This is a genomic window from Calditrichota bacterium (genome assembly GCA_013112635.1).
In the GTDB taxonomy this organism is placed as follows: Bacteria; Calditrichota; Calditrichia; order Calditrichales; family J004; genus JABFGF01.
In genome coordinates, this window is the sequence record JABFGF010000010.1 from 17,110 (window position 1) to 39,559 (window position 22,450).

A 22,450-nucleotide genomic window follows, 5' to 3' on the forward strand; every position below is an offset into this window, starting at 1 on the left:
GCAAAAATTTCCAACAATACCGCTAACGCAACAAAACAAAGCGTTTGTAAATTGTCTTACTTTTACTGCGAAAACTTATAAAATACATCCCGCTTCCTACAGCTCTGCCAAATGTATTTTTACCATCCCAAGTAACAATATTGGAAATAGCTTTTTGGCTGTGAACCAATTGCCCAATCGTATTATAAACATCAACAGAAATACCAGCGGGGTTACCATCGAAACGGATTTTTAAAAGATTCGATCCTTTTGCACGAAAAGGATTGGGGCCAATGGTTACATTTTGGATTTTCTCGCTTTCTTTGTATGGAGTTGCTAATTCGATACGAATCATCCAAATTCCAGTAAGGTTGGTATTACCTCCATCGATACTAAACTCATCCAGTTTACTGTAAGAAAAAGAATTTGATAATTTTAGATATGAACGGCCACGGTGTTTTGAACCGGTCACAGTTTCATATCCCATTGATCCATCATCTAAATACTCTAAGCCTACATTTATTAAATCTCCACTGTCACGAAAATATTGAAAATCTTCCAAATCTAAACGTGTCCATCCCATATTCACTACATTTTTTTGAAGTATCGTTTGAGATGAAGGATTTGAACCTGAAGATAATGAATTGTTAAAGAGATGGAATTTTATATCCCCATTGCCATTGCCATTATAAAATTCAATGGATTTCAAAAGTGTTATATCATCATCAGTTACAAATTGGATCGCATTTCTGTTTCCGGATGAGGTTAGCAGAAAGGTTGGCTTGTCACTTCCATATTGAAGCGTTTTTATATTATACTTTTGTTTTGCTTCCGCCTGCACCTGTAGATTTTGTTCTTCAGATGTATTATTAAACAAATATAAAACCAATGTGTGATAAGATTTTCCAAAGTTTACAAAGTTTGGGTTTTGAGAAAAAAGATCAATATGAACCTCTGGATCACTAAATCCCACTTTATTATATAGTAGACTTTGTGAAGATACACCGATTACTGATAAACTAAGAGAATCCCCATTTGTAAATTCTACTGTCCTAAAGGAATATGGGGCAAGTACAGTATCTTTCTGGAAGGAGTATTTTATTGCACGGTCCGTAGGCCTAGAAATGATATACTGAAGAGCCGACCAATCAAACGAAAATTCAGGTGTTAAAACAGGATCATTAACCGTAACGGTTTTAAAAAAGTCTCTGCTTACATCATCGATATTCTCAGTAAGACCCAGATTGTTAAACGCAGCATTTACGCCTGCAATATCTACCTGAGTACTTTTAGCAATTTCTGAGATCAAAGAAAGGCCATATTTTTCATAAAGAAAATAAGTCCACAATGCAACACGTGAATAATGTGGTATAGAATTTTCATTATCCCAGGATGAAAGTTGCAAATGAGTATTTTTTAAGTAGCGTTCCGGAGAGCGTAAACCGTAACCACACAAAAAAGATGAAATTTCCGACAGCCCTTCATTTACCCATATTTTTTCATTAGGGTCATTCCCATAATGTAACAAATGCTGAAACTCGTGAGAAACAGTGCCAAGGACACTTTCAGTATGATAACCAACACTTCCATTTTGCTCACGGTAAATTCCCGGATACGTATCTATATATAAAATATCCGCTTTATTAGAGCCCAGTTCATTTAATTGGTCATTTTTATTAAAGAAACCACCAATAAACTCACCTTGCCCTTCCCAGCCATCTTTTATATCAGTTAAAAGGAAATCTACTTTTCCATTGTTATCAAAATCCGGGGGTGATCCAAAAATATCAACATCAATTTCATAAATACCTTTATTTGGATCAATACTACCTGTTGGTGTGGAATTAATTAATCCATTAAAAATATCATCAATTACATTATCGGTTACATGATTATTGTTCAATTCAGCTTTTTCAACCCACACATTTATTAATGAATTTGTTTTTTTTAGCACAAAAAGTTTTGTATCAAATTTTGGGCTATTGGGGTTTGTAAGATTCAGAACAATAAAGTTTTTTTCATCACCAATATCGTTAGCTGTTTTTTGCAACAGGTTAAGGTTTTGGTATATGTGTAAATCAGAAGGTCCAAGTTCTTGAAAATATTTTGCTACATATTCCCTGGAAGGTGTTAAGGGAGTACCTGAAATCCTCGGCTCGAAAAAAAAAGGAGTCTGGGCGGATGCTGTTATTACACTAAAAAGAATTAAAAGTATTTTGTGCATTCGTTACTTGTTTATATCCGGGTAAACTGTAGAAAGCTTATCCAAATCAGATTCTGAAAGAAAATCAAACTCAATGCCAACCTGAAACTCATTATCAGAATTTTTTTTCTGGTTCCGAACTTTTCCAATAGTTTTTACAACTTCATTTCCAACCCCAATTGCCAACTCTATCTTTAACCCGGTTTCAACAGAATCCGTTGTTATTATTGCAATCCCTGTTCGACTGATATCGGTTGTTGTGGCCATTCCTTCAAAGAAAACCTGATCATCAGCATTAAATACACGATATGAAATAAAATTTTCAGAATCTACCCTAAAAGACTCGCGACTTTCAAATTCCATCCTATACCTCGATTATGGTTTATTCTATTGTGATTTAAATTTTTTGTTCTCTAGTTATTTCTCATTGTTGTGTTTTATGATTTCTAAGATATCTTCATTTATTTCGCTTGCGTCAAAATTCAAATCTTCGATTTCTTTTATAATTAATTTAATTTTCGATTCAGTGTCCAGCTTACGATTTAAATATAAATATTTGTCCTCGTAATAGCGAACAATGCCACCCTTAAAATTACCACGATCAGATTTAACCGTGATGTCGTTACTTTCTAAAAATGAAACAAGCTTTTGAAATGTTTGGTCGTTGTTCATACTTTTAAGTTAAATGAAAGCTTGGGTCTTTGGTTTAATTCATCTTAAAAACGCAATGGGATAGTATGAGAAAGATTCAACTAAAATTCAAATAATTATCTCTATGCGATATAGCATCCAATATGGTTGTTATAAGTATTGGTCTTTCTCTTTATGGCGTAGCCTGTCAACAACATCTTTCACACGCTGTGAGCTATCCTTTTTACAAATCAAGATTGCATCTTTCGTTTCAACCATAACAATATCATCTATATCTATTGCAGCAATCAGTTTTTTATTTTCTGAATAGAAAAGATTGTTTTTTGCATTAACTTCGATTGAATCCTCTGTATATACGGCATTTTTATTCTCGTTCTTTGCAGACAAATTGTATACGGCTTCCCAGGAACCAACATCATTCCAGTCAAAATCAGATTCAATGACGCTGACGTTTTTAGCGCCTTCCATAATTGCATAATCAATGGAAATAGATTTTACAGCGGAATACACTTTTAATATTCCTTCATCCATTTCCATCGTATCAACTTTTTCATAAAGTTCCGGCAGGCCTTCATTCAATTCAGGCATCTGTTGTTCAAATTCTGATAGTATAGAATAAGTAGACCAGATAAAGATTCCTGCATTCCAATAAAAATCCCCACTTTCCAAAAAGCGGTTTGCTGTATCCAAATTTGGTTTTTCCGCAAAAGTTTTTACAGGGTAAATTTTATGCCCGTCCAATTCAATCAATTTAGAATTTCTTTGAATATAGCCATAGCCTGTTTCCGGATAAGATGGTTTTATTCCTAAAGTAATAAGTGTTCCGGATTCCAATGCGTATTTTTCTGCTGTCTTAAGAATGCTCTTAAAACCATCTACATCATTCACAAGATGATCCGCCGGTAAAACGGCCATAGCAACATTTTCTTTGTTTTCTCTTTTATTTATAATTGTTGCAGCCAATGCCACACAAGGTGCTGTATTTTTACCAAATGGTTCGGCTATAATATTTCTCTCCGGGATTTGAGGTAGCTGATCTTTAATTTCGTCTTTTAGATTTTCTCCGGTAATTATTAGTATTTTTTCATTTTCTGTAACATCTTTAATTCGGTCATATGTTTCCTGCAGCATTGTCCTGTCGCCAAAAATTTTAAGAAGCTGCTTTGGCATGTTTTGTCTACTTCTTGGCCAGAAACGAGTACCAGCCCCACCTGCCATTAATACTATGTACATTTATTCTCCTAAATCCTTATTTATTTTTTTTAAAAACTTTTTGGCAAAAACATTTGTTTCTTCCATTTCTAGTACGGCACTAAAAACTTTTTCAGCACTTTCCATATCTTTGCTTAAAAAATACGCTTCTCCAAGGTTATTTAATGCAGCAATATAACTTGGTTTAATTGTTAGCGCTTTTAAAAAAAGATTGATTGCAATGTCATATTTCTGATCCACACGGTTTAGAAAACCAAGATTATTAATTGCCTCCGGGTAATCTTTTTGCAAACGTATTGCTTGTTCCAGATGATAGTAAGCGCTATCAAAATAGCCTTCATAAAAAAGTGCAACACCTAAATTATTGTGTACCTTTGCATAATCAGGATTGATGTTAAGTGCTCTTTCATAAACCTGAATTTTATCAACATAATCTGTTTTTTTTGCAGCCTGCTCAGAATAGTTAAATGCCTCCATTGCAAGACTTCCCGTCATCACCTGGTTTACAAGTTCTAAATTTTTTTTTGCCGGTTGATAGTCCGGATTAATTTTTAGTGCTAATTTAAAACTCTTTTTTGCCTGAGGATACTTCTCCAGTAAAAACAAAAGGTAGCCATAATTATTCGCAGCTTCATAATATGCTGCATCAAGATCAATGGCTCTTTTAAATGCACGTGACGCCTCATTCAGCTTTCCCATACGATGATAAGCAATCCCAACAAAATTATGTATTTCTGCATCTTTTGGAATTATATCCAGGGCATCTTGCCAGGCGCTAACTGCAAGGCTGTCATTACCCGATTTAAAGTGATTAAATCCATCAGAAACATATTTTTCAGCCTGGTTTAAATCCGGCTTCTTAGTTTCTTCTTTTTTTGAAGCAGCGCAGGATATAAAGAAACTTATAGTGAGCACCAATAAAACAATAACTTTTATTTTATTCATAGCTACCACCTATTTAGTTTTGCTTTTTTAAGAGGTGTATTAAAATAAGAAATTCTTATTTTGAAAAAAACTTATAAAATTTAGATGTGGCCTTTGAAAACAATTTCAGCCGGCCCATTTATATAGATTTGCCCATTGATAGTTAATACTTCTAGTTCGCCACCTTTTGTCAAAACCTTTATTTTATCCGTTGGCTTTTTTTGCATTGCACTTACAACCAACGCAGAGGCTGTAATACCGGTTCCGCATGATAAAGTCTCAGCTTCAACACCTCGTTCAAAGGTACGAACAAAAACATTATTATCAGATAAAATTTCAATAAAATTTACATTTGTGCCTCTTGGTTCAAAACATTTATGGTGCCGTAAAAAACGCCCATACTTTTCGATGTTGTTTTCTTTGAGTTCTGATGTACAAACTAATACCAGGTGCGGAACTCCGGTATCGATAAAATATCCTTTGGAAATCCATTGAGGTAAACCAAATAAATCCAATTCAACTTCTTTGATTTCATCGATAACAAGAATGTTTAACTGAACTTCATTATCAGATTTAAAAATACCTGTATGTTCCCCATCATCAGCTAAAAAATTAAATTTCGAATTAACTTTAATCCAGCCAAATTTCATAGCAAAAGAAATTGCTGCTCTACAGCCATTTGCACACATTTCGCCTCGAGATCCGTCAGCGTTGTAATACAAAAACCGAAAAGCAAAATCTTTTACTTTTTCAAGTGCGATAAAACCATCGGCACCAATTCCATAATGGCGATCACACATATTTTTTATTGCTGAAGGATTAAACATTTCAGGCTGGGTATTTGCAGAATCCACAACAATAAAATCATTGCCTGTAGCCTGGATTTTATAAAATTCCATACTCAATTTACTTTATTTACCCGGTGAAGGTAAAGTTAACTCAACGCCAGAAGTTTCCCATCTTTTACGTACTTTGGTTGTGTCATCCGAAACAACAAAAGGTTCACTAAATTGAAAAGGATATAAATGACCGGCGGAGTAAACAGAATTGCTGTCAACATCTAAAAATGAGGAAAGCTTATAATGCCCATCAGTAACATATTTTAAAAGGAATTTATTATTTTTTAAGGTCCAACCAGAGTAAATATCCTTTTTTGAAGTAGTATTTTTCGCAGTAACAAAAATCTTACCCGGATCATTTTTTTTATTCTTAACCTGCCCGGATATTTCACCGTAATCATCACCATTGTTTATTTTAATATGACGGGTCAAAATGGTATCCTGTAGGCTATCACCCCAAACGTTTTTTACTGTTGCATAATTAATTTGAAAAGTATAAATGGTATCAAGAATCAACTCTTCATTTGGGGTAAATTCTGTTTCATAAGCAGAAGGAAAAGTGAATTTACCTTTAACAGAATCGCCATTTTGTTTTTTTATAACCAGGCTATTTATTATTGATTGTTTATCCAAAGGATTATTTACCTCAAAATAAAAACTTTGAGCTGGGCGCGCGTTCCAAAGACTATCTTTTGGGCTGACAGTTATCACCTTAAATGTATCTGCTTCTTTAAATGCCGCTGCTATAAAAGATTGAGATGTATCAGGCGCCATATTTAAACTTGAATCTGAAAAAGACTTAAGAAAAACCAAATAGACACTACCGCTATCCATAGCACTTGTGTACAATTCCAGTGTATTATTTGCTTCTATATTTTCAGATACGGCCAAAACCTGAATTGAAGCAGAAGTTATACTATCACGGATTTCTATTTGATTTAGTGACTTTAGTATTACCTGCTCTGACAAACGCAGATTTATCTGCCTGTTACTAATCGGCCTTATTGTGGTTAATTTGGGAAATGTGGTATCAATCTTTGTAGTTCTAAAGTTTAGATTACTAAAAGTATTTTTTGATGAATCAAGCAAAACATCCGTATATGGTATTCCGATTTTTTCAAAATCTGAATCGATCTTCAAATTGTTATTCTGGTCATTAACTGCAAAAACACGATAGTTTCCCAATTTCATATAGTTTAAAAAATACTTACCTTCATCACCTGTTTGAGAAATATAATTTGGCTTATTTTTATCAAAAGAAATCGTGTCAGAAAACAACTCAAATGCAAAAAGAGAATAAGTTTCTTTCCTTTTTAACCCATAAACTTTACCGGATATTATGCCTCTGTCTATTTTATCGCCGGTGGAAAAAGCAAGCTGCATACTTTCGGCAAGTTTGTTATTCCTTAAATCTTTAACACTCGATCCAATAACAATCACATATGTTTGATTGTCTTTTAAGCTGTCTTTTAAATGTATTTCCAAATCGACATCAGATTGCCACTCCAGATCAAATTCCAGAGGTGGTGAAATAAAAACACTATTGGCAATTGAGGACTCGTTTATTGATTCAGAAAAGCTGATTTCAATAACAGATAATTCCTTAATTCCAATTGAATCGGGTGTAGGAAAAGTGGCAATAATTTCTGGGGGAGTTTTATCAACCGGCCCGCCTCCCGGAGCCCTTTTGGAAGCGCAGCCAAAGAAAAAAATCAGCGCTGATAAGAAGAAAAGAAATGTTGGTTTTGTTTTGAGCATCCCAAATTTTCTGATTAGAAGGTTACTAACTGCTGATTTATATTTTGAGAATAAGTAAGGTTTTAATAAAAATAAAACCCCGGTTAGCCGGGGTTTATCTTTCTTTAATTCGTGCCGCTTTCCCTCGCAGTTCTCTCAAGTAGTAAAGTTTAGATCTTCTTACTTTACCTTTCTTAAGAACATTAACTTTAGCGATTCGAGGCGAATGGAGCGGGAAGATTCTTTCTACACCAACACCATGAGAAATTTTTCTTACGGTAAAAGTTTTATTTATCCCGCCACCGTGAAGTTTTATTACAACACCTTCGAAAATCTGAATTCTTTCTTTTTCGCCTTCAATTACCCGGACGTGTGCTTCCACTGTATCGCCTGGATGAAATTCCGGTAAATCTGTGCGAAGCTGCTCTGCTGTTACTTTATGAAGAATATCCATTTTGTTTCCCAGTTATTTTATTAACTTTTCTATTTTATCGTTTTCAAATATTTATTGTATAAATCGGGTCTGTTATTTTTCGTTGATTTAATTTTTTGGTTAAGCCGCCACTTTTCAATTTTTGTATGATTACCGCTGAGCAAAACCTCCGGAACTTTTGCGCTTCTAAAAATTTCTGGCCTTGTAAAATATGGTGCGTCTAAGAGCTCTTCCGTAAATGAATCCGTCCAGGCAGAATCAATATCTTTTAAAACTCCCGGCAACAACCTTACAACAGAATCCACAATAACAAGGGCGCTTATTTCACCGGAACTTAAAACATAATCACCAATCGAAATTTCTTCGATTTCAAAAAAATTATGAATTCTCTGATCTATCCCTTTATAATGTCCGCAAAGAAAAACCAGGTGTTTATGCAAACTAAGCTGTGTAGCAGTGTTTTGAACAAACTGCCTACCCTGAGGAGACATTAACAATATCTTAGAATCGGATATTTTAGATTGTTTATCAATATCTTCCAAGCAGCGTACAAATGGCTCGACCTTTAAAACCATCCCTGCTCCACCGCCATAAGGGTAATCATCAATTGTCCGGTGTTTATCATCCGTGTAATCACGAAGATCGTGCAGATGGATTTTTACTGCATTTTTATCCTGGCCTTTCTTAATCATACTTTGGTTTAAAGCTGATTGAAGAATTGCCGGAAACCCGGTTACAATATCGATTCTCAATGTCATAGAACTCAACCCAAAAGCCCATCGATAACTTTGATAGTAACTATTTGGGATTCAATATCAACGTCTTTAATTAACTCTTTAACAACGGGAACCAAGTGTGTCATCTTATCTTTGCTTTTTATGATCAGCATGTCGTTCTCTGGATAAGTTTCAACATCTGTGATTTTCCCTATATAATCCCCCTGTTCCGAAACAGCATCTAAGCCAATTATTTGGTGATGATAAAATTCGTCATCTTCAAGGGGAAACAACTCAGATTCAGGAATATACAGGTTCTTGTTTCGAAGTTTTTCAGCTTCGTTTCGGGATTGAATATTTCTGAATTTTATATAAACAAAATTCTTTGCAAACCGTGTTTTCTCAATCTCAATAGCAATATTTGCATCTTCATCTAAAAACACTTCTGAGAGCTCTTCAAAATGTTCAGGAAAAGAAGTAATTATTTCTGTTTTTACTTCACCCTTAATACCTTGCGGCTTTAAGACTTTTCCTATTAAATACATGCCCTGCCGTTAACTATTCAAGAATTTCCAGGACGGCACGTTTGCCGGCTTTTGCAGATGCAGCTGCAAGTAATGTTCGGATAGATTTGGCAGTTTGGCCTCTCTTGCCGATTACTTTACCTAAATCTCCATCCCCAACACGAAGTTCAAAAACGGTAACTCTTTCGCCTTCGACTTCTGCAACTGAAACCTCTTCAGGTTTATCAACGAGATGTTTAGCTATAAACTCAACGAATTCCTTCATGTCAATACCCTCCAAAAATAATTAAACCTGCTTTAGTGCAATATCTGAATAGCTTATATCTTGTTTAATATTATTTTGTTTCGTCTTCGTTGTCTTTTTTAGCAGCTTCCTCCGGTACAGTCTCTGTTTTGGCTTCTTCAACAACTTCCTCTGCAGGAGCTGCTTCTTCAGCTTTAACTTCTTCAACTGTCTCTTCTGCTACTTCAGGTTCAGCATCAGCTTCTTCAACTGTCTCTTCTGCCGCTTTCTTTTTGGCTTTGTCAGATTCTGCTTTTGCTGCTTTGTCTTCTGAACGCTTTGCTTTTTCTACTTGTATTTTTTCCCAGGCTTCCATTTCCGATGCAATTTTAGCTTCATCAGCTCCTTGCTTTGTCAATGTCCATTTTAGCCACAACCCTTTACCTTGCAACAGGTTTTTAACCGTATCTGTTGGCTGGGCGCCATTTTCAAGCCAGTGAAATATTCTGTCTTCTTTGCATTCAACAACATGCGGTTTTGCGATTGGATCATACGTTCCAACCATCTCAATAAAGCGACCGTCACGTGCTGCGCGGCTATCGGCTGCTATGATCCGGTAAAAAGGCTTCTTTTTCTTGCCCATTCGCTTTAATCGTAATTTAACCAAAATTCAACCTCCAATTTTTTTAGGCCATATTAAAAGGCAATCCTTTTAAACCCTTCATGGATTTGCCCTTCATTTGTTTAATCATTTTTTTCATTTGTTCATATTGTTTCATTAACTGGTTTACATCCTGAACTCGGGTTCCGCTGCCATTTGCAATTCTTTTGCGTCTGCTGCCATTTAGTATTTTTGGCTGGCGCCGTTCCTGCAAGGTCATTGAACTGATTATTGCTTCTGTCCGTGTAAACGCTTTTGGATCCACTTTGGCATTTTTTAACTGATTGCCAACACCAGGAATCATTCCAAGTAAATTTTCCAGTGAACCCATTTTTTTAATCTGCTTTAACTGGTCTTGAAAGTCTTCTAAAGTAAACTCATTACGTAATAACTTTTCTTCAAGTTTTTCTGCTTTTTCTGTATCAAAAGAATCCTGGGCACGTTCAACAAAACTAACGATATCACCCATTCCAAGAATTCTGGAAGCCATTCGATCCGGATGAAATTGCTCTATAGCGTCTACTTTTTCTCCGGTACCAATAAATTTAATTGGTTTCCCCGTAACAGCGCGAATTGATAATGCTGCCCCGCCACGGCTGTCGCCATCCATCTTTGTTAAAACTACACCACCATAATCCAGACGATCAGCAAATTCTTTGGCTGTGTTTACTGCATCCTGACCTGTCATGCCATCTGCAACAAACAAAATCTCATGTGGACGAACTCTGTTTTTAATATCCACTAATTCCCGCATCATTTGCTCATCGATATGCAAACGTCCGGCTGTATCCAGAATTATTGTGTCACACAATTTTCGTCTTGCTTCACTAACGGCATTAAAGCCAATTTTTACAGGATCACCTATGCCTTCATCATACACCGGCACTTTTAATCCTTCTCCAAGTACCCTTAACTGTTGAATTGCTGCCGGACGATATACATCCAACGCAGCAAGCATTGGTTTTCTTCCGCGTGCCTGTAAAAAATGTGCCAGCTTTGCCGTAAATGTTGTTTTTCCGGAACCCTGAAGCCCGGTAACCATAATGATTGAAGGAGGAATCCCAGCAGTTTTTAACTGGGTTGTAGACGTACCAAGAAGTTTTATTAATTCATCATTTACAACCTTTACAATTAATTGACCTGGTGTAACGCTTTTAATGACATCTTCACCAAGTGCCTTATCTTGTACAGATTGGATAAAATCTTTTACAACTTTATAGTTAACATCAGCTTCAAGTAATGCACGCCGGATTTCTTTTAATGAATCAGAAATATTTTTTTCTGTTAATTTACCGTAACCGCGCAGTTTCCGTAAAGTCGATTCCAGTTTTCCGGTTAAATCTTCAAGCATCCTTCTTCCGTCCAAATCATGTAGTCGCCAAATATACGAGTTGAAGCCCGCTTTAGCAATACTAAGAAATTAATTTTCTTCCAAATTTGCTTTAAGGAATTATGACGTTAAAGTTAACTAAAAACAGGTATTTTTAAAAAGGACTTTTTAAAGTGATAAATAGTGGAATAAAAATAATAATCAGCCCTTATTGATTATTATTTGGATCTTTTAATTATGCCGGCAAAACTACCATCCATATTGTTTTTATTCGGAAAGGTTGTTATAAATTCATCCGAAATGAGATCGCTTGCATTTGAAATTGATTTGGGGCTTATTGACTTGACTTGCAGACTGTTTTTGGGATCATCAACAACACCTTTTACAACCATTTGATTCTCTTTTTTATCCACTGAACATGTACTGTAAACCAATTGACCACTTTTAAGTAAAATTCTCGAAATATTTTCAAGTATTGTCGTTTGCAGATTACTAAATTCCTCTATTTCTTGTTCAGTTCTTCTCCACTTTATATCCGGATGTTTGCCAATTACACCCTGCCCGGAGCAAGGTGCATCAACCAGAATTTTTTTAAACTTTCTTTTAAAAGGCAAATTTTTAGCATCAGCAACAACCAAAAACCCCGAAAGATTTAATCTTTTTATATTTTCTTTTACTTTCTTTAAACGCGATAAATCTGAGTCTACAGCTACAGCTATTTTTAAATCCGGGTTTTCTTCCAGCGCTTGTGTAAATTTTCCTCCGGGTGCAGAGCATGCGTCTAAAAAGCTATCCCCTTTTTGAAGCTGCAGTAGTTTTATAGGAATTGCAGCGCTTTCATCCTGGATTGAACAAAAACCTTTTTCAAATAATCCGGCTTCCCTAATCCTTCCAACCTGCTTTATTTTGAAATACCCTTTAAACCTTTTTGACTTTTCATATTCAATGTCGTTTGTTTTTAATCTTTGCTCAAATTCTTCAACACTTATTTTTTGCTGGTTTACACGGACATCAAACTCAGGTAATTGGTTTAGAGCTTTGCACAACTCTTGAGTAAATGAAACTCCCCATTCATCAATCCAACGCGTAATTAACCACTTTGGGAAAGAATACATTGTGGAGATATCAGCACTTTGCCGGGAAGATTTTTCTTTTTTTAAAGATTTTTTTTGACGCAAAAATGAGCGAAGGATGGCATTAACCAATTTACCGGCCCTTTCATTTACCCGCAATTTTGCCAGCTTTACATATTCATTTACCGATGCATGGTCCGGAACATGATACATAAAATTTAATTCATATAATCCAAGCCTTAAAATTATTTTAATTTTTGCCAGTAATTTTGGGAAGTGCCCCTTATACAATTTTGAGGCATACCAGTCCAACAGTGTTAAATTTCTTAAAACACCTGAAACAAGATTTTTTAAATGACGCCGTTCCTGGATTGATAGCGATGTTTTAGAAATTTCATTCTCTTCAATATTATCAAGCCGGCCTTTTGTGTTTTCAAATTGGCGTAAAATATGATAAGCAGTTATTCGTTCATTCATAATTCAAATTTACAGAAACCAAGTTTCTGTAACTAATATCTGTGTTAATTAATGGGATTAAATTTTAAAATAATTATTCTAGTATGTTAGCAATTCCATAAATCCTTTCAAAAAGACTGCGAAATTGCAATACCGACATAATTGTTTTGCGGCACAGATGTATTTATAACAAAATGATAATTAAAATCATTTTGGGCAATAGATTTATTGTGCTTGCGAGCCAGGCGGACAGCATTTATTCCGCTGACAATATGGTTTACTAAAATTGCAGTGAAGAAATAGACATCACGGTTTTTTATTTCAGTTGTATCAAATCTTTTATGGGCATAGGTAATTCTATTCTCTTTACTATCCCATTGCCAGGATTTTGACTCTTCATAAATTCTGTCAACATTTCGTTCATTTGCACGGCGGTTGTTAAAAGAGTAGATATCATTAAATTTGCCAATATCAATCCAATATTGCTCATCCTGACCCGAGCCATTTACACCGGCATGCAAACGTGCATACGCTTTATAATCTTTTTCCAATGATGACGCATGATTATCATTAATAAGGTATGATCCCCAGGCGAGAATTTCTGTGCCTAAAAAGATTTGACCATGTGTTTTGTTACCAATATAAAACTCTCCAGCACCTGGTAAAATAAGGCTATACAGAAGTGCAAGTCCAACAGATTTTCTTTCACTGCTTTCAGATTGGAAATAATACCCTGCATTCTTATTTACAACTTCACTGGCTTTAAAGCTGTTTAAGTTTTCTACAAGTAACTCATTATAGGAAAGAGCTGAATTTTTATTTTGGGCCTGAGCTGAAATAATTAAGAGACTAATAATCAGCAATACCATTTTAATTTTCATTGAATAAATCTTTCTTTAGAATTTTACCAGGATAAGGCCAAACCATAGGTGTTCACACGCTCACCTGCATATTGTCTTTGTCCTGCATAAAATGAATATTTTAATTCCGCGTTATATGTTTTTACCGTAAAAGCTGCATCAATTGCGCTTGCCAAATGGTTTAACAAAACTACCGTTGCCATATTAGTTGCCGTAGCATAATAATCATTGCTTGTGTTTCTAAGCCTTTTATATTTTGCTATATCCGGCAGCAGATTATCCTGATTAGCACTGTTATCATAATATGTCCACATCTCGCCTACTTCAATCCAACCGGCGCCGAACTGACTGGGATACTTATAAATCATTTCATAATATTGCTGAGTTTTTGTACGTGGTAAAGTGTGTGAGAAATGTTTGTTTAAGTTACCGCCAGATTCCTGCTGACGCAAAGTTTCAATAAATGCTTCGTTAGACATATCAACAAGCTGGGTTCCTTGTTCATAAAGATTGGGATCTTCATTCAGGTTTCCTTTATCAATTGCCAGTTTATACACCTTTGTCCAATAGCGCTGTTCGCTCCAGCTTTCATCACCAAAACGCCGCATTTCCAAATCTTTGTCATCACCTTTGTTCTCATAGGTAAAGTAGGCGGACCAGGCTCCAATTTCAATCAAAGCAAATAATGCACTTTTCCAGTACGATTCTGCATAGTACTCCCCTGCTCCAGGCACAAGCGCAGAAAGCATTGCAGCTTTTAAACCGGATTTTTTTTGTGCTTCTTCTTCAGATTCTTGCTGTGTTTGAAGTTTTATTTCCTGAATTAACTGATATTTCTCCTGGTTAAAACTTAAATTTGTATTTTCACTTTTCTCAATCAGAGATTCGGAAGAAAATTTTTGCATTGATTGAGATTTTTCACCCGCACTAAGATTTGATACTAAAATCAATAATAGAATTAATACAGCTTTCATAAAAAAATCCTTTATTAAAATGAGACTTATCTGGTTAATTGAGTTACTGAAAAATCTCATTTATATGGTATATAGACAAACCACAAAAGTTCCTCTACCGCAATTTTAACCGATCTGATGCTGACCCATTATTGCCAAGAAAACTATTGACCCTTTCCCGCAAATCAAACTCAAACAACATGCCAAAATAATAACGCCATTCCTGCGGATATGTAACCAACTCTTCGATGGATTGATCATAATTTTGTGCTTCATCAAGAGGCCAGGCTGCCTGAAAAAACAGACGTGTCGGGAATAAGTTATAGGAGAAGCTGTCCAGCCGAAGCTCAATCCCCGCATCACGTTTAAATTTATTAAACTTTATTTTAGTACCATTAAAAGCATCACCGGCTTCATAGAATAAACCCGCATACAATTTATCAAACTGCAAATGACCGAGTTTCAAATCTAAATTACGGTGTATTGGAAAACGATACGTAACACTGCCGATCATTTTTTGACGGCCTTCAATACTGTAAAACGGATAGCCCTTTAAGCCAATTATTCCGCCGCCAAAGTAGTTAAAAAAACTATGGACATGCCGGTCTATATATCCGCCTTTAAAATACAATCCAATGGCATGAGACTCGATCAATGGATTTTTAAAATAAAACTCCGCATTCAAATCAATTGTATTAAAAACATAGGTTTGAAATTCTTCAAGGCCTATTTGTTTGCTACCGGATGTATTAAATCCTGTTAAAAATTCATTTGATTCATGTTTAAATTTTGTAAAAAGATAAAAGCCACTAGAAGGATTAATGTCTTTGAAACGGTCCAGGCCAATCGCATCGAAAGAGAATTTAGCAGCGAAAGTATGCCCTTTTAAATAATCATAGCGGATTGTGGGAATTGAGATCGGCTTTGTACCCTCTGTCGGTGAATGTAATTGGACTGGATTTAAATTAGCTTTGTATAAACTGCTAATATACCCCAGAGTCAGATTGGCTTTTGGAAATAATGTAAAACCAGCACCAACATCAAATTGCAACAAATTAAAATTTACATTTCGCTTTCCTGTATACGTGTTACCATCAAAAAACTCTACATCATCTTTGATGTTCGCATTAATATTAAAAACTTCAATAAATAACGCCTGACTAAAAGATGGTAAAAACCACGATGGCAGATCACTGTAATTTATATTTCCATATAGATCATAATCAAAATCGGAGTTTACAGCGCCACCAAGGATCATAGTGGTTTTGTCCAGAACATCCGAATTAATAACATACAATCCGGGCTTTACAGTTTTATAGTCAATAAACAGTCGCGGTAAAAACTGCATACTTGTAAAAGATTGTTTATACGGTTTAAATTCAAATTCTGGCAGGCTTGAATCATCATAGTTTTTGTCAGGAATTGATTCAAGGTAATTTTCATTATACACAGCTAAATTGGGATCAATCTTAGCCGGATTGGAAATCTCGTAAATATGGTAACCAATGCTATCATAACAAGCGTAAGCAATATCGCCATTAGCGGAAACTGAAGGCATAAAAGCACCACCAGAAACATTGGTGAGAAGTTCTTTATGCTTTGTTTTTAAATTGTAACGGTAAAGATTATAAATACCTGTCGTACTAGCAGAGTAATAAAGCCAATCACTGTTGCGCTGAAAAACAGGATAACGCAGCTCTTCTTCTTCCTCCATAAACATGCTGAATTTGCCTTCTTCAAAATCATAAACAGCCAGGTTACGGCCATACTCAACCGATGTATCAAAAACAATTTGTTTATCATCATTGGACCAGCGTGGATGATAAATTTGTCTTCCATCCTGAAAGGCCAGTAATTGCTTTATTTCTCCCGCCCAATAAAAAACTTCTCTTTGTGACATTTCATCAGAATAATTTTTTATTAATTTCCCGGTTTCAATATCAAAAGCAATGGACATTTCTTTTTCAGTAGAAAAATCCTGTGGAAAGTGATAAACATTTAGCTGGTGTAGGCCATTTGTAGAAGTAACAAATGCCATCTTTTTTCCATCGCTGCTAAAAGCAGGATTACTACCGCGTAAATTTCTTGTCAAACGAATCTCTTCATCTTCCAAAATATCATATATATAAAGATCGTTTATAAGGGAGCCATATTTGTTAACATCCTTTTTGGCGTAGGCAAGATAGTTTCCATCCGGAGCCCAGGAAATAGAAGATGTAATCCCTGAATTGATAATCTCTTTTTCTTTGCTGATGCGGTCATACACGATTAGTTTATTTTGAGAAAAATAATCTTTGCCTTTATTTGAAAGATAGGCAATCTTCGAGCCATCCGGTGAAAGAACTGGATAAAGATTACTAAATCCTTCAATTTCCACAACTTCGCCTTTTACCTCATTTTTACGGATCGTTTCTGTGCGAGATAAATAAACCTGTGTTAAAGAATTTTTCCAGTTGCTGTAAAGTGTATCAACAGGGAAACCTGTTGCTTCCTCCAAAACTCCGTTAAAGGTATAAGATGACCATTTGGATGAGATTCGGGTAATATCAGAGAGGATTTTCTCGCCAAATCGGTCTGCCAGATATTTTGAAAAAGAAAATCCGAGGTTATAGCTTGACTCATTGCCGTGGCTGGTTTTACCAAAAACGGACATCTCGTTATAAGTCAAAAATTGTTCGCTCAAAATCCGGTCACGAATTATCATTTCACGGTGTGGATCTCGATAGTCGAACCTACCTTCATCGCTTTGATGTTGTGCGACCCCTTCAGCAAACCAAACCGGCATACTGATTGAGCTAATCGGATAAGAAACTAAAGTATTTGGGAAGCCACGAACCACGTCTTTACGTTTTTCCTTTTCATAACCAAACCACTGAAAAAAGCCAAAAGGAAACGATAAGTTGGTTTTTACAGTTTTCTGAATAGAAACCATGTGTGTAAATTCGTGGGTAATTACATCACGCAGCCAGTTCTTAGTCCCACGCATTACATAATCCAGGTTGGTTGCCCAAATTTCCATTTTGTTATTAAAAAAGTAGGCTGCCCCGTTAGAGTAATCATCCGTATCTTTAATTATAACATGTATTTTTCCTTTGGGCTCAAAATCATATAAACCTGTAACAGCAGGGTAAATATCTTCTATGATTTTAGCAGCGGCGATTGCAGTGCGCTTTGTTCCCTGATGGAAATGGAATTGAAAATGTTCAGTATCAAAAGTTTGCCATTTCAATTCAGCGTGAATAGGCGCATCAAACTGAGCATAAACAGATGGAGAGAAAAGAGAAAAGTAAAAAGAGAAAAGTAAAAGAAACTGTTTAAAATTTTGTTTTGGTTTATTAAATATAAATCTATTACCTAATATCAAGAAAAACCGTTGCTGTTGTTCATAAATCCGAAAATTCATTAATTCCATTTCTATGCGTTTAATGCACAACTAATATTTTGATCATTTTTCGTTCTGTCCGGGTTTCCGAAACAGCTTCCAATTGGCAGATATAAACTCCGGAGGCCACATTGCCAACCTGCCATTTCACCTCGTTTGCAGTAAAAGCTAATCCAGGTCCGCTAAACTCATCAATTTTATATCCGGCCGCATCAAAGATTAAAATGTTTACTTCAGCAGCTTCATTTAAAAAGTAGCGAATAGTTGTCTCATCACCTTCATTCGGATTTGGATAATTAAAAAAGCGTGATTTTGGAAGTAGGTTGTCACTAATTGGAATAGTTGTATACGAGGTATCTAGATCTGCATTATTTGCGCTATTAAAATTCGATGAACCCCAAATAATCTCACTGGATGTATTTGTTCCAGGAATTTCAATTGCGCTTGCAATCCCAGAGTTTGAAACTGCAACAAGTTCTAAGGCTGTATCATCGTTAAGCTGAACAACTATTGCCGATTCTGAAAAAGAACCACCAAAGGACAATGGAAAACCTTCAACAGAATTGCCCTTTTGATCGTATGCAAACAACTGTCCCTTGTTTGTAGTAACAATAATAACAATGTCATCTTCTCCGGATGCATCAACTATTGCGGGCGTTCCAACAAAATATTCATCTTCCAGAAGGTTTGGCCTAATTGGGAAATTTATAACCGCCGAACCATTAAGATTTTTTACATGTAGTTCTTTTTGCGAATTAAAAACGATTGCCGGAGTACTTTCCAAAACAGCAATTGAAAATTGCCCAAGAAGTTTATCCGATGTAAAAGAATGTTTTAGAACACCAGTTGAGTCCGTAACAAAATACTCTGTTGTTTCATTTTCTGTATTTTCAGAATTAACTGCATAAACGATTTCATTGGAATTAACTGCACCAATAAAATCGAAATCGAATGTGCTGCGAATGGCAGTTAAATCCTTTATCAATACATCATTCATATTTAAAGATGTACCAATAAAACCATTGGGCAGCCCTTTAACTGAAAAGCGATTTATATTTATCCCGTCAACATAAAAAATTTGATTTCTGTCTACCACGATTGGTGAGTTTACTGCAGCTGTAATATTTTCAGTTGTAGAAAAAATTTCTTTGGCCAGTGAATCATCTGCAACTGTTATATCAAAGCCGGAAAGTGTTCCTCCGGACATTGCGATCAACAGCTCAGGGTTGCCATTTCCATTAGTATCAGCCAAAGCTATGGACTGTATTCCCGTGCTATTTGCATCTACTTTTGCTAAAATATTTTTGTTTTGAAATAATAATCCTTCGCCGTTTTTACCAAAAGCATTTATTGCGCCCGATTCGTTTATTGTAAAAACCCAGTCAGCTTGTTCTATTGCCGGAATACCTGAGTTTAGTTCAGGTTTGGCACTAATCGTGAAAGGCTTGCCACTGCTTTTTAAACTTTTTGGGAATCCAGGAACATGAAAATCCTTCTTAAAATCAAATGTCATTATCTCAGATTTGTTTGAACTGAAATTCGAAATGGTAATTCCTGTATTTGCCCGGTTTAAATTGGATAATGAATTTGGCCTGCTCTCAGCCGAAAAGATATTTTTATAAAGTGGTGCATCATTCCCTTTGAACCAATAGTCAAATAATGTCCCCAACTCTGATTGATATCCTGCATCTAATAAGGAATAAGACTCGCCTATATCCTGGCTGCCATCTGCCTCTTCCAAATCAACAGCCCTCCATTCAGGATCATCATTTATAGAATTACTTTCATTATTCCGAATTACAGATTGGTCTATATGCCAAATTAAAATGCCTTTTCCTGGCAGTCCGATATCATAATTTTTTACAGATAAAAGAACTCCGCTTGAGTCCGATATTTCAATCTCATCTTCAAAAAAAGTTTTTAACACTTCCATATGCCCGGCAAATTCATCTCGGTCTTTACTAATCTCAAATTGCAGGCTATCTATATTTGAATTTTGATTATGGCGATATTCAAGCAAAAATGATTCATCCTGATTTACAGCAATTTCAATCAATGAAGGAACTGTGTTTGACGCAGCAGAACCATATTGCGCAATCTGTATACTATTCTGATTTGATGTTAAATAATGTGGACTTTCCCAACCAAGCTTTTTGCGGCTAAACGGCGATGGTATTGCAGGAATAAGGCCGCTAATATTGAAAAGTCCAACATCCATTAAACCAAAACGTCCAATACCAGATCTTTGCTCGCCCGGGCTAAACAAATCCAATAACCCCAAATAACTGCCAATATTCGAAACAAATAATCCTGTTAGCGCTACTTGTACATCCTGCTGGTTTTCAGTTTCGGGAAGAATTATTCCTTGCCGGATCACAGTATTACCACCATCAACAGAAATACCGGAAAAAGAATCATCCCATTTTTCTTTCATAAAATCAGCGGTTACAAATAAAGACGGAATATCCTGCGGAGTTTCATCAAAACCCAGATCAATATCACGTCCTACTCCGGCATGAAAAATTACAACCAGATCATAATCAGAATAATTAAAATCAGGGTCTTCATCCGCAACTGTAATTGCATCTACAAATAAATTACCAATGCCCTTATCAATTTCTGATTGAGTTGTATTGGGATTATAATAGCTCATCTCACGCGCTAAGCTATAAGCTCCATTCATGCTTTTAGGGAATACATCACCGCTAATTTGCACATTACCGTTTGAAACTGAGTTGAAATAATTACCTGCTGCAATTATCTGATCTTTGAAATATGTTCTATTATGCGGTGCAGGATCAATTGCAAAGGGATCAGTCGTCACTGAATCAACTAAAAAAGTACCATCACCGGTTGTCAGATCATTATCATCAATAAGAAATTCAACACGGATTGCAGCGATCTTAATATTTTGATATGAGAATAATTCTGATGCAGAAATAAGTACTATAAAACAAAAGATTAGAAATCTGTACATAGATTTTTTTATGAGATTTAGGAAGTGAATTATTCCGATACCACCGCAAACTGCGATGGTATCGAATATAAGTTTTTTAGAATTTTACTGAAACAGAATAACGCATTGTTCCGGCGAGAGGGCTTTCTTCATTTGCCGAGATATAACCAAAATCAATTCCAATCATATCAATCTCTAATCCAAAGCCGGCAGTTAAGAATTTCCTGTTTCCAAAACTCTGATGTTCGTTAAAATATCCTGCACGGATTGCAAATAGTTTCCCATAAACATATTCAACACCAATAGCATGTGTAAAACTATTCAAGCGGCTTTTGGCGCTGCCTTTTATCCAGCTGGAATAAAAAGTTGCTTCAACAAAATTGTCGGCGCTTGTTCCAGTTCTTCTTACCAACATACGTGTTGTTTCGTATGTAACAATCAAACTGTTGTATTCATCTTCAAAAGCTTCATAGGCAAGTCCAATCCGTAAATTTGTAGGTAGTGGATCGGCTTGTGCATCATCATTATATGTAATAGCAGGTCCAAAATTAGAAAGATTTAACCCGGCAGTTAAACGGTTATCAAAAATGTCATAACCCGGTTTCCACATTACACCTACATCTAAAGCAAATGCTGTTGCCTGGCCATTTGTTGTTTCATTTTCAACTAAAATTTTTGATGGAGCAAGCTCACTGCGGATTAGTTTTACATTTACACCAACACCAAGGTTTTCTTCAAGCTTAGTAGCATAAGAAAGAGTAAAAGCATATTCTTTTGAATCAAAAGTACCCAACGTAAAACCACCATCATCTGTATAAACATTCTCTCCAAGATTTAGGAATGTTATACTTCCGCCAATCATTCCAATATCTTCTACATAGTATCTTGCAGCCAGATAATCATAAAACAAATCACTAAAATTAAATTGCGGAAGCCAATCCACATGCATCAGAGATGCTTCGAAGATTTTATCTTCTTCGGGATCTTCATATTGAAATGCCAAACCTGCAGGATTCCAAAAAACTGCTGTCGCATCTGTTGCAAGCGCAACACCACTTTCACCCATAGAACCCGCTTTAGCACCTGGTGAGATCATTAGAAAAGGAACTGCAGATGTTCCGGCACCCTGAGCAAAAAGAGAACTACTTGCTGATAAAAGTATCAGCATAATCAGTAAGTCAATTATTTTCTTCATTATATTTCCTCCTAAAAAAAAACCGATTAAACGGAAAATTTACCTTTTTCCACTTAACCGGTTTAAAAATTACACATTATTAAGCAGTTTGCTAAAGGCAGATCAATTCCTGAGATATAGTAATTACATTTTTAAATGTATTT

19 protein-coding genes are annotated in these 22,450 nt (G+C 35.6%); all 19 read right to left on the reverse strand.

What is annotated here, in order from left to right; all coding sequences use genetic code 11:
- Window positions 1-22: 22 nt before the first annotated feature.
- On the reverse strand, window positions 23-2,203 hold the full coding sequence (locus tag HND50_19245; GenBank protein NOG47386.1) for a T9SS type A sorting domain-containing protein: 2,181 nt from the start codon (window positions 2,201-2,203) through the stop codon (window positions 23-25).
- A gap of 3 nt (window positions 2,204-2,206) precedes the next feature.
- Complete coding sequence (locus HND50_19250; GenBank protein ID NOG47387.1) at window positions 2,207-2,545, reverse strand: PilZ domain-containing protein; 339 nt, start codon at window positions 2,543-2,545, stop codon at window positions 2,207-2,209.
- A 54-nt stretch (window positions 2,546-2,599) separates the two neighbouring features.
- Window positions 2,600-2,854 carry a hypothetical protein gene (locus HND50_19255; GenBank protein NOG47388.1) on the reverse strand — a complete coding sequence of 85 codons (255 nt, stop codon included), beginning with the start codon at window positions 2,852-2,854 and terminating at the stop codon, window positions 2,600-2,602.
- A gap of 129 nt (window positions 2,855-2,983) precedes the next feature.
- Window positions 2,984-4,066, reverse strand: a complete 1,083-nt coding sequence (locus HND50_19260; protein ID NOG47389.1) for an NTP transferase domain-containing protein — start codon at window positions 4,064-4,066, stop codon at window positions 2,984-2,986.
- The gene (locus HND50_19265) at window positions 4,067-4,990 is read right to left on the reverse strand and encodes a tetratricopeptide repeat protein (protein ID NOG47390.1); all 924 of its coding nucleotides are present in this window, start codon (window positions 4,988-4,990) and stop codon (window positions 4,067-4,069) included. It abuts the gene before it with no gap.
- Window positions 4,991-5,070: 80 nt separating this feature from the next.
- Entirely contained in the window at window positions 5,071-5,868 is a 798-nt protein-coding gene (locus HND50_19270; GenBank protein ID NOG47391.1) for a diaminopimelate epimerase, read from the reverse strand.
- A gap of 12 nt (window positions 5,869-5,880) precedes the next feature.
- Window positions 5,881-7,566, reverse strand: coding sequence for an Ig-like domain-containing protein (locus HND50_19275; protein NOG47392.1), 1,686 nt, complete (start codon window positions 7,564-7,566; stop codon window positions 5,881-5,883).
- A 94-nt stretch (window positions 7,567-7,660) separates the two neighbouring features.
- Window positions 7,661-7,999, reverse strand: a complete 339-nt coding sequence (gene rplS / locus HND50_19280) for a 50S ribosomal protein L19 (protein ID NOG47393.1) — start codon at window positions 7,997-7,999, stop codon at window positions 7,661-7,663.
- Between the two features lie 29 nt (window positions 8,000-8,028).
- Window positions 8,029-8,730 (reverse strand): tRNA (guanosine(37)-N1)-methyltransferase TrmD, encoded by a 702-nt coding sequence (gene trmD, locus HND50_19285; protein NOG47394.1) that lies wholly within the window; start codon window positions 8,728-8,730, stop codon window positions 8,029-8,031.
- Between the two features lie 11 nt (window positions 8,731-8,741).
- Window positions 8,742-9,239: a 16S rRNA processing protein RimM gene (gene rimM / locus HND50_19290; GenBank protein NOG47395.1), complete on the reverse strand. Its 498-nt coding sequence runs from the start codon at window positions 9,237-9,239 to the stop codon at window positions 8,742-8,744.
- Window positions 9,240-9,252: 13 nt separating this feature from the next.
- Window positions 9,253-9,483 carry a KH domain-containing protein gene (locus HND50_19295; protein ID NOG47396.1) on the reverse strand — a complete coding sequence of 77 codons (231 nt, stop codon included), beginning with the start codon at window positions 9,481-9,483 and terminating at the stop codon, window positions 9,253-9,255.
- 70 nt (window positions 9,484-9,553) lie between these two features.
- Complete coding sequence (rpsP, locus tag HND50_19300; GenBank protein NOG47397.1) at window positions 9,554-10,111, reverse strand: 30S ribosomal protein S16; 558 nt, start codon at window positions 10,109-10,111, stop codon at window positions 9,554-9,556.
- A 16-nt stretch (window positions 10,112-10,127) separates the two neighbouring features.
- Window positions 10,128-11,453, reverse strand: coding sequence for a signal recognition particle protein (gene ffh / locus HND50_19305; GenBank protein NOG47398.1), 1,326 nt, complete (start codon window positions 11,451-11,453; stop codon window positions 10,128-10,130).
- 197 nt (window positions 11,454-11,650) lie between these two features.
- A complete protein-coding gene (gene rsmB, locus HND50_19310) occupies window positions 11,651-12,982 on the reverse strand; it encodes a 16S rRNA (cytosine(967)-C(5))-methyltransferase RsmB (protein NOG47399.1) in 1,332 nt (443 codons plus the stop codon).
- A 107-nt stretch (window positions 12,983-13,089) separates the two neighbouring features.
- On the reverse strand, window positions 13,090-13,842 hold the full coding sequence (locus HND50_19315) for a hypothetical protein (protein ID NOG47400.1): 753 nt from the start codon (window positions 13,840-13,842) through the stop codon (window positions 13,090-13,092).
- A 23-nt stretch (window positions 13,843-13,865) separates the two neighbouring features.
- Entirely contained in the window at window positions 13,866-14,795 is a 930-nt protein-coding gene (locus HND50_19320) for a hypothetical protein (GenBank protein NOG47401.1), read from the reverse strand.
- A 94-nt stretch (window positions 14,796-14,889) separates the two neighbouring features.
- Window positions 14,890-18,177 carry a hypothetical protein gene (locus tag HND50_19325; GenBank protein ID NOG47402.1) on the reverse strand — a complete coding sequence of 1,096 codons (3,288 nt, stop codon included), beginning with the start codon at window positions 18,175-18,177 and terminating at the stop codon, window positions 14,890-14,892.
- 19 nt (window positions 18,178-18,196) lie between these two features.
- Window positions 18,197-21,133: a T9SS type A sorting domain-containing protein gene (locus HND50_19330; GenBank protein NOG47403.1), complete on the reverse strand. Its 2,937-nt coding sequence runs from the start codon at window positions 21,131-21,133 to the stop codon at window positions 18,197-18,199.
- A gap of 76 nt (window positions 21,134-21,209) precedes the next feature.
- Complete coding sequence (locus tag HND50_19335; protein NOG47404.1) at window positions 21,210-22,307, reverse strand: PorV/PorQ family protein; 1,098 nt, start codon at window positions 22,305-22,307, stop codon at window positions 21,210-21,212.
- Between the last annotated feature and the right edge of the window lie 143 nt (window positions 22,308-22,450).